This is a genomic window from Neoroseomonas rubea, assembly GCF_016106015.1.
Lineage (GTDB): Bacteria > Pseudomonadota > Alphaproteobacteria > Acetobacterales > Acetobacteraceae > Neoroseomonas > Neoroseomonas rubea.
Genome location: NZ_JACADQ010000195.1, coordinates 1 through 7,463 on the forward strand (window position 1 = coordinate 1; position 7,463 = coordinate 7,463).

Consider the following 7,463-nt stretch of genomic DNA (forward strand, 5'->3'; position numbering starts at 1 on the left):
CCGCCTGGGAGCCGGCCGGCGTGCCGCGCATCGGGCTGCACGCCTTCGACGCCTCGGCGGTCGACAAGCTGGGCTGGGCGCTCGACGCCGCGCTCGGGCGGCGGGCGCAGCGCACCGGGGCCTTCGCGGCATGATGGACCTGCCCGCGCCGGCGCGGCGGCAGGTGGTGCTAGTCACCGGCCTGTCCGGCGCCGGCAAGGCCTCGATCCTCCGCGCGCTCGAGGATCTCGGCTACGAGACGGTGGACAACCCACCGCTGGCGGTGTTGGAGGCGCTGGTGGGCGATGGCGGGCAGCCGCTCGCCGCCGGGGTGGACAGCCGGACGCGGGATTTCGACGCCGCGGCGGCCATCCGGCTGGTGGACCGGCTGCGGCTGCGCCCGGACATCGCCGTGACGCTGGTCTTCGCGACGGCGGAGGAGGATGTGCTGCTGCGCCGCTTCACCGAGACGCGGCGGCGGCATCCGCTCGCCCCGGGCGGGCCGCTCGGCTCGAAGGTCAGCGACGGCATCGCGCGGGAGGTGGCGCTGATGGCCCCGCTGCGGGAGACGGCGGAGATGGTGGTCGATACCTCCGTCCTGCCCCTGCCCGAGCTGCGCCGCATGATCGAGCGGCGCTTCGGGCTGGAAGGGGCGCCGGGGATGGGTGTCTCGGTCATGTCCTTCGCCTTCCCCAAGGGCCTGCCGCGGGAAGCGGACCTGGTCTTCGACCTGCGTTTCCTGTCCAACCCGCACTATGTCGACGCGCTGCGGCCGCTGACCGGGCGTGACGCCGCGGTCGCCGCCCATATCGAGGCCGATCCGGACTTCCCCCCCTTCTGGCGGAGCATGACGGACATGCTGCGCCCCCTCTTGCCGCGCTACGCGCAGGAGGGGAAGAAGTACCTGACGATTGCGTTCGGGTGCACAGGGGGCCGCCATAGGTCCGTCCTGGCGGCCGAGCGGCTCGCACACCATCTTCAATCCCAGGGCTGGCGCGTGGAACTGTTCCACCGCGAGCTGCCGGCCAGCGCCACGATACCGGCGCCGGGCCGCGAGGCGGGGCGGGAGGCCCTGACGCAGGCATCATGATCGGCATGGTTCTGGTCACCCACGGCCGTCTGGCCGAGGAGTTGCGGCACGCCATGGAACACGTGGTGGGCCCGCAGCAGGCGGTGGCGACGGTCTGCATCGGCCCCGAGGACGCGCTCGAGACCACCCGCGCCGAGATCGGCCGGTCCATCGCGGCGGTGGACCAGGGCGACGGCGTCGTGGTGCTGACCGACATGTTCGGCGGCACGCCGTCCAATCTCGCCATGCAGATGGCCGGGGACGGGCGCGCCGTCGAAGTCCTGGCCGGGGTGAACCTGCCGCTGCTGGTCAAGCTGGCCAAGGTCCGCGGCAGCGAGCCGCTGGCCGAGGCGGTCGACCACGCCAAGGCGGCCGGGCGGAAGTATATCGCGAGCGGGCGGGACGTTGCGGCCGGTGCGCCGGCCGCGCCGTCCATCCAGAAGGGAGCACGCGGCCGATGAACGAATGGCCCGACGAGCCCGGCGCCAAGGTGACCGCGCCCGCGGCGGATGTCTCTGCCGCCGATGGCTGCGGCTGCGACCCCGGCCCCTCCGGCCTCGTGCTGCGACGGACCGTCACCATCCCCAACAGCCGCGGCCTGCACGCGCGCGCCGCGGCCAAGCTGGTCGGCACGGCTGAGCGCTTTTCCGCCTGCGTCAACGTGGTGCGCAACGGGGAGAGCGTGCCGGCCTGCTCCATCATGGGCCTGATGATGCTGGGCGCGGGCCAGGGCGCCGAGGTCATGATCGAGGCCGAAGGCTGGGACGCCAAGGAAGCGCTCGAGGCGGTCGCCGGCCTGGTCGAGGCCGGCTTCCATGAAGACTGAGCCGGGCAAGGCACGCGCGAAGGGCAAGGCGCGGGAAGTCGCGGTCAGCGGCATTGCCGTGTCCCCCGGCGTCGCGATCGGGCCGGTCTTCGACACCTCCGACCCGCCGGCCGAGGCGCCGCGCCGGTCGATCCGCGCCGAGCAGGTGGAGGCCGAGCGGCAGCGCCTGGCCGATGCCGTCGCCCTGTCGCGCAAGCAGGTCGCCAAGCTCAAGACCCGCATCGGCGTGCTGCCCGAGGAAGCGCAGGAGGAGATCGCGCCCCTGCTCGACGCGCATCTGATGATGCTCGGCAATTCGCGGCTGATCCGCGGCGCGCGCAAGCGGATCGAGGCGGGGCTGCTGGCTGCCGAGACCGCGGTGGGCGACGAGGCCGAGGCGATCGGCGCGGCGATCGTCGCGCTGAAGGACGACGACAAGGCGGGGCTCGCCCGCCGCGCGGCCGAAGTGCGCGACATCGCGCGCCGCCTAACGCGCAACCTGACCGCCACGCCCTTCCGCAGTCTCAAGGACCTGCCCGAGGGCTGCATCCTGGTGGCAGAGGAACTGACCCCGGCGGATGCCGCGCTGCTCGACCCCTCGCGCATCGCCGGCGTCGCCACCGAGGAAGGCGGGGCGGACGGGCATACGGCGATCATGCTGCGCGCGCTCGGCATCCCCTCGGTGCTCGGCGCCCATGGGCTGACGGAAGCGGCCGAGCGGGGCGACCCGGCGGTGCTGGACGGCGCCACCGGCCTCGTCACCATCCACCCTTCCGCCGCGACGCTCGCCGCCGCGCGCGACAGGCTCGCCGCCTTCGCCAAGGAACGCGGGCGGCTGTCCAAGCTGCGGCGCCTGCCGGCCACGACCACGGATGGGGAGGAGGTCGAGCTCCAGGCCAATCTCGAGATCCCGCAGGAGCTGCCGCTGATCGCCCAGGCCGGCGCGCAGGGCATCGGCCTGCTGCGCACCGAGTTCCTGTTCATGAACCGCGAGGACCTGCCCGACGAGGAAGCGCAGGTCGCCGCCTATACCCAGATCGCCGAGGCGATGGCCGGGCAGCCGGTGACGATCCGCGTGCTCGACTGGGGCGGCGAGAAGGACATGGAGGCGCTGGCCGAGGGCGTGGTGCCGGCCCATGCCGGCGGCAATCCCGCGCTCGGCCTGCGCGGGTTGCGCATGCTGCTCAAGCGGCCCGAATTGCTGGAAGTGCAGTTCGCCGCCGTGCTGCGCGTGGCCGCGGCATCCGGTGATGGCACGGTGCGGTTGCTGCTGCCGATGGTCACGGTGCCGGAGGAAGTGCGCGCCGCGCGCGAGATCTACGAACGCGTCGCCCGCCGCCTGCGCCGCCGCGGGGAGAAGCTGCCCGAGAAGCTGCCCGCGCTCGGCGTGATGATCGAGACGCCGGGTGCGGCACTCGCCGCCGACGCCATCGCGCTGGAGGCCGATTTCTTCGCCATCGGCACCAATGACCTGGCGATGTACACGCTCGCCGTGGACCGGGCGGAGGCGGAGGTCTCCCACCTGTACGACCCGCTGCACCCGGCCGTGCTGCGCCTGGTGCAGTTCGCCACCGAGGCCGCGCTGCGCCTGCGCATGCCGGTGTCCATCTGCGGCGAGATGGCGGGCAACCCGCAGCTGACGCCGCTGCTGCTCGGCCTCGGCGTGCGCAGCTTCTCGATGAATGCGAGCGCCATCCCGCGCGTGAAGCAGGCGGTGCGCGCGCTGGACATCGGCGATTGCGCGCGCTTCGCCCGGCGCGTGATGGAACAGTCCGACCCGGCACGCATCCGCGAGCTGGTGGCGGGCTTCGCGGAAGGTGTCACGGAACGGGCCTGAAGCCCGCCGCGCGAAGGGACGACCTTCGCGCGGCCCGTCTCGAGCGACCCCGGCGCCGTCAGGCCGCGAACATCGCCGCGATCGCGGCCGGGTCCACATCCTCGATGCGCGCTGGGGTCCAGCGCGGCGCGCCGTCCTTGTCCACCAGCACGGACCGGACACCCTCGACGAAATCGGGATGGTCGTTCACCACCACGCGCGTCAGCGCGAGTTCCATCGCGAGGCAGCCGGCGAGGTCCTTCGCCGCGCCACGCCGCAGCAGTTCCAGCGACACGCAGAGCGAGGTGGGTGACATCCGCCGCAGCGTCTTGGCCTGCGCGGCCGCCCATTCCGTCCCTTCCGCATCGAGCGCGGCGAGGATCGCGGCGATGCTGCCCTGCCCGAAGCAGCGATCGATCGCAGCGCGATGCGGCGCGAAGGAGGCTTCGGGCGGTGCGACGGCGAGGCGGGCGACGGCCTCCGCCCCATCGGCTACCAGCGCGGCGCGCAGCGCGGGCAGGCTCTCCCGCGGCACGTAGTGGGTGGCGAGGCCGGCGTGGACGGAGTCCGCCCCGGTCAGCCGCGCGCCCGTCAGCGCCAGCCAGGTGCCGATCGCGCCGGGCAGGCGCGGCAGGACGTAGGAGGTGCCGACATCGGGGAACAGCGCGATCGCCGTCTCCGGCATCGCGACCAGGGCGTGTTCCGTCACCACGCGCGGGCCGTTGTGGACCGCGACGCCGATGCCCCCGCCCATGCAGACGCCGTCGATCAGGCTGACCCAGGGCTTGCCGAAGGCGGCGATGCCGGCGTTCACCTCGTATTCCTCGGCGAAGAAGGCCTCGACCGCGGCGCGGTCGCCGGCGACGGAGGAAGCGCGCACCGCGCGCACGTCGCCGCCCGCGCAGAAGGCCCGGCCGCCCGCCCCTTCCAGCACCACCAGGCGGACCGCCGCGTCGTCCCGCCATTCGGCGATGGCCGCCGCGAAGGCGCGGATCATCGGCAGGTCGAGCGCGTTCAGCGCCTTCGGGCGGTTCATCAGCAGCGTGCCCGCGATGCCCTCCCGCTTGGCGATCAGGCTGGGCTCGGCGGTCTCGCTCATGGTCTTCGCGTCCTCGGTGGCCCGGGCGCGTTACCGGCGGGCGCGGGCGTTGACAAGCGCCCCGCCCGCGCCGGAGGTATGCCCATGGCCGATCCCCTGGTGCGCTTCGAGGGCGTGCGGAAATCCTACGGCGCCGGCCCCGCGGCGGTGCAGTCGCTCGACCTCGACATCGCGCGGGGGGAATTGCTGACGCTGCTCGGGCCGTCGGGGTCGGGCAAGACGACGACGCTGATGATGCTGGCGGGCTTCGAGCTGCCGAGCGCGGGACGCATCCTGCTCGAAGGCCGCGACATCGCCCGGCTGCCGCCGCACCGGCGCGGCGTCGGCGTGGTGTTCCAGTCCTACGCGCTGTTCCCGCATATGAGCGTGGCGGAGAACGTCGCCTTCCCGCTGTCGGTCCGCGGCGTGGCGAAGGCCGCGCGGGCGGAGCGGGTGCGGCGCGCGCTGGCGATGGTCCGCCTCGAAGCCTATGGCGACCGCCGCCCGTCGCAGCTTTCGGGCGGGCAGCAGCAGCGCGTCGCGCTCGCCCGTGCCCTGGTGTTCGAGCCGCCGATCGTGCTGCTCGACGAGCCGCTCGGCGCGCTCGACAAGGCGCTGCGGGAGGAGATGCAGCTGGAGATCCGCCATCTGCACCAGCGGCTCGGCGTGACGATGATGTACGTCACGCACGACCAGGCGGAGGCGTTGACGCTGTCGGACCGGATCGCCGTGTTCGAGGGCGGGCGTATCCGCCAATGCGCCGATCCGCGCCGGCTGTACGACCGGCCGGCCGATGCCTTCGTCGCCGGCTTCGTCGGCGAGAACAACCTGCTGCCCGGCCGGATCGAGGCGCGCGAGGACGAGACCTGCGTGGTCCGTCTCGCCTGCGGCCCGGTGGTGCGGGCGGAGGCGGTCGATGCCGGCGGGCCGGGAGAGGATTGCCTCGTCGCCATCCGCCCCGAACGCGTCGCGGTCGCGGGCGTGACGGCGGCGGAGTTGGGGGAGGGCGCGCTGCCGGCCACGGTGCTGGAGGCGATCTTCCTTGGCGACCATGTGCGGCTGCGGCTTGGCCTGGGTGATGGCGGGGAGGTGGTGGCCAAGCGCCCGGCAGGCCTCGGCGCCCTGCCCGCCCCCGGCGGGCCGGCGGCGATCGCCTGGCCGGAAGGTGCGGCCTTCGCCTTCCGCGACGCCGGGGTACGAGGCTACAGCGCTATCCGATCACCCTGAATCCGTGTGATCGGATTTCGTGCTGTAGAATCAATGGTTTCTAGAACAGGAAATCCGATCAGCCGGTTCCGGCCGATCGGATATTGCTCTAGTCTGCCGGCGCCCGGGACGAAGGAGACGACCATGCATCGCCGCACGATTCTCAAGGCCGGCCTCGCCGCCGCCGCCCTGCCCGCCACCGCCCGGGCGCAGGGCCGCGACCTCACTGTCGTCTCCTGGGGCGGCGCCTACCAGGATGCGCAGCGGGAGGTCTTCTTCCGACCTTTCCAGCAGCAGACGCGCAACCGGATGCTGGAGGAGACCTGGGATGGCGGCATCGGCGTGTTGCGGTCCCGCATCGCCTCGGGCGCCAACACCTGGGACGTGGTGCAGGTGGAAAGCGAGGAGTTGCTGATCGGCGCCGACGAAGGGCTGTTCGAGCCGCTCGACTGGGCCGCGATCGGCGGGCGCGACGCCTATATCCCCGAGGCCTACAGCGAGCATGGCGTCGGCGCGATCCTCTACTCCTTCATCCTGGCCTATGATCGCACGCGGCTGGCGCAGGGCCCGGCGGGGTGGGCGGATTTCTTCGACACGCGCCGCTTCCCCGGCAAGCGCGGCCTGCGCAAGGGGCCGAAGACGACGCTCGAGATCGCGCTGATGGCGGACGGCGTGCCCGCAGCGGAGGTCTACCGGGTGCTGGGCACGCCGGCCGGCGTGGACCGCGCCTTCCGCAAGCTCGACAGCGTCAAGGCGGACCTCGCCTGGTTCGAGCGCGGCGCGCAGCCGCCGCAATGGCTCGCCGCGGGAGAGGTGACGATGACGGTCGCCTACAATGGCCGCATCTCGGCGGCGAATGCGTCCGATGGGCGCAACTTCGCGATCGTCTGGCAGAACAACATCTTCACCCTGGATACCTGGGTGATCATGAAGGGCAGCCCGAACAAGGCGCGGGCGCTGGACTTCCTGCGCTTCGTCGGCCGGCCGGAGATCCAGGCGGCGCTGCCGCCGCGGATCCCCTACGGCGTGACGGCGAAGGGCGTGAATGAACGCCTGCCGCCGGAGGTGCTGCCGAACCTGCCGACCGCGCCGCAGAACATCGAGACGGCGCTGCAGCTGAACGACCGCTTCTGGCTGGACAACCTCGACCGGCTGACCCAGCGCTTCAACACCTGGGTGTCGCGCTGAGCGCTCGGCCGCGCGGAGCAGGAGGTTTGCGCGCGCGGGGCGACGCCCGGAGGGGGGCGCGTCCCCTCCCCGGCTGCGCATGAGACGGTCATCGGCGGCGCTACTCACGGCGCCGCTGCTGCTCTTCCTGCTCGTCACCTTCGTCGCGCCGATCGCCGCCTTCCTTTGGCGCGGCGTGACGGATACCGAGGTCGCGCCGGTGCTGCCGCGGGCCGCCGCCGCGCTGTCGGCCTGGGACGGGCGCGGCCTGCCCGAGGAAGCCGCCTTCGCCGCGCTGGTCGAGGACCTTCGAGCGGCCCGCGCGCGGGACCGCGAGACGGGG

The 7,463-nt window shown here is 72.9% G+C and carries 7 protein-coding genes and 1 pseudogene; 7 read left to right on the forward strand and 1 reads right to left on the reverse strand.

Annotated features, from left to right (window positions below; all coding sequences use genetic code 11):
- Positions 1 to 130: 130 nt before the first annotated feature.
- The 4 genes from rapZ to ptsP all read left to right on the forward strand — a co-directional run bounded on the left by rapZ (position 131) and on the right by ptsP (position 3,690).
- The gene (gene rapZ, locus HW577_RS16560) at positions 131 to 1,069 is read left to right on the forward strand and encodes an RNase adapter RapZ (RefSeq protein WP_232474998.1); all 939 of its coding nucleotides are present in this window, start codon (positions 131 to 133) and stop codon (positions 1,067 to 1,069) included.
- A complete protein-coding gene (locus tag HW577_RS16565; protein WP_198377254.1) occupies positions 1,066 to 1,509 on the forward strand; it encodes a PTS sugar transporter subunit IIA in 444 nt (147 codons plus the stop codon). Before rapZ ends, HW577_RS16565 begins: the two co-directional genes overlap by 4 nt.
- Positions 1,510 to 1,607: 98 nt before the next feature.
- Positions 1,608 to 1,874, forward strand: coding sequence for an HPr family phosphocarrier protein (locus HW577_RS16570; RefSeq protein WP_332837743.1), 267 nt, complete (start codon positions 1,608 to 1,610; stop codon positions 1,872 to 1,874).
- Positions 1,864 to 3,690: a phosphoenolpyruvate--protein phosphotransferase gene (gene ptsP, locus HW577_RS16575; protein ID WP_198377256.1), complete on the forward strand. Its 1,827-nt coding sequence runs from the start codon at positions 1,864 to 1,866 to the stop codon at positions 3,688 to 3,690. The genes HW577_RS16570 and ptsP overlap by 11 nt, the downstream gene beginning before the upstream one ends.
- Before the next feature lie 58 nt (positions 3,691 to 3,748).
- Here the strand turns inward: ptsP and HW577_RS16580 are convergent, their stop codons facing one another.
- Positions 3,749 to 4,768: an enoyl-CoA hydratase/isomerase family protein gene (locus HW577_RS16580; RefSeq protein ID WP_198377257.1), complete on the reverse strand. Its 1,020-nt coding sequence runs from the start codon at positions 4,766 to 4,768 to the stop codon at positions 3,749 to 3,751.
- A gap of 84 nt (positions 4,769 to 4,852) precedes the next feature.
- On the opposite strand from HW577_RS16580, the gene HW577_RS16585 reads away from it, so the two are divergent.
- The 3 genes and pseudogenes from HW577_RS16585 to HW577_RS16595 all read left to right on the forward strand — a co-directional run.
- The gene (locus HW577_RS16585; RefSeq protein ID WP_198377258.1) at positions 4,853 to 5,974 is read left to right on the forward strand and encodes an ABC transporter ATP-binding protein; all 1,122 of its coding nucleotides are present in this window, start codon (positions 4,853 to 4,855) and stop codon (positions 5,972 to 5,974) included.
- A 123-nt stretch (positions 5,975 to 6,097) separates the two neighbouring features.
- On the forward strand, positions 6,098 to 7,141 hold the full coding sequence (locus HW577_RS16590) for an ABC transporter substrate-binding protein (protein WP_198377259.1): 1,044 nt from the start codon (positions 6,098 to 6,100) through the stop codon (positions 7,139 to 7,141).
- 79 nt (positions 7,142 to 7,220) lie between these two features.
- Positions 7,221 to 7,463: pseudogene (locus HW577_RS16595) on the forward strand (ABC transporter permease); the annotation flags it as partial.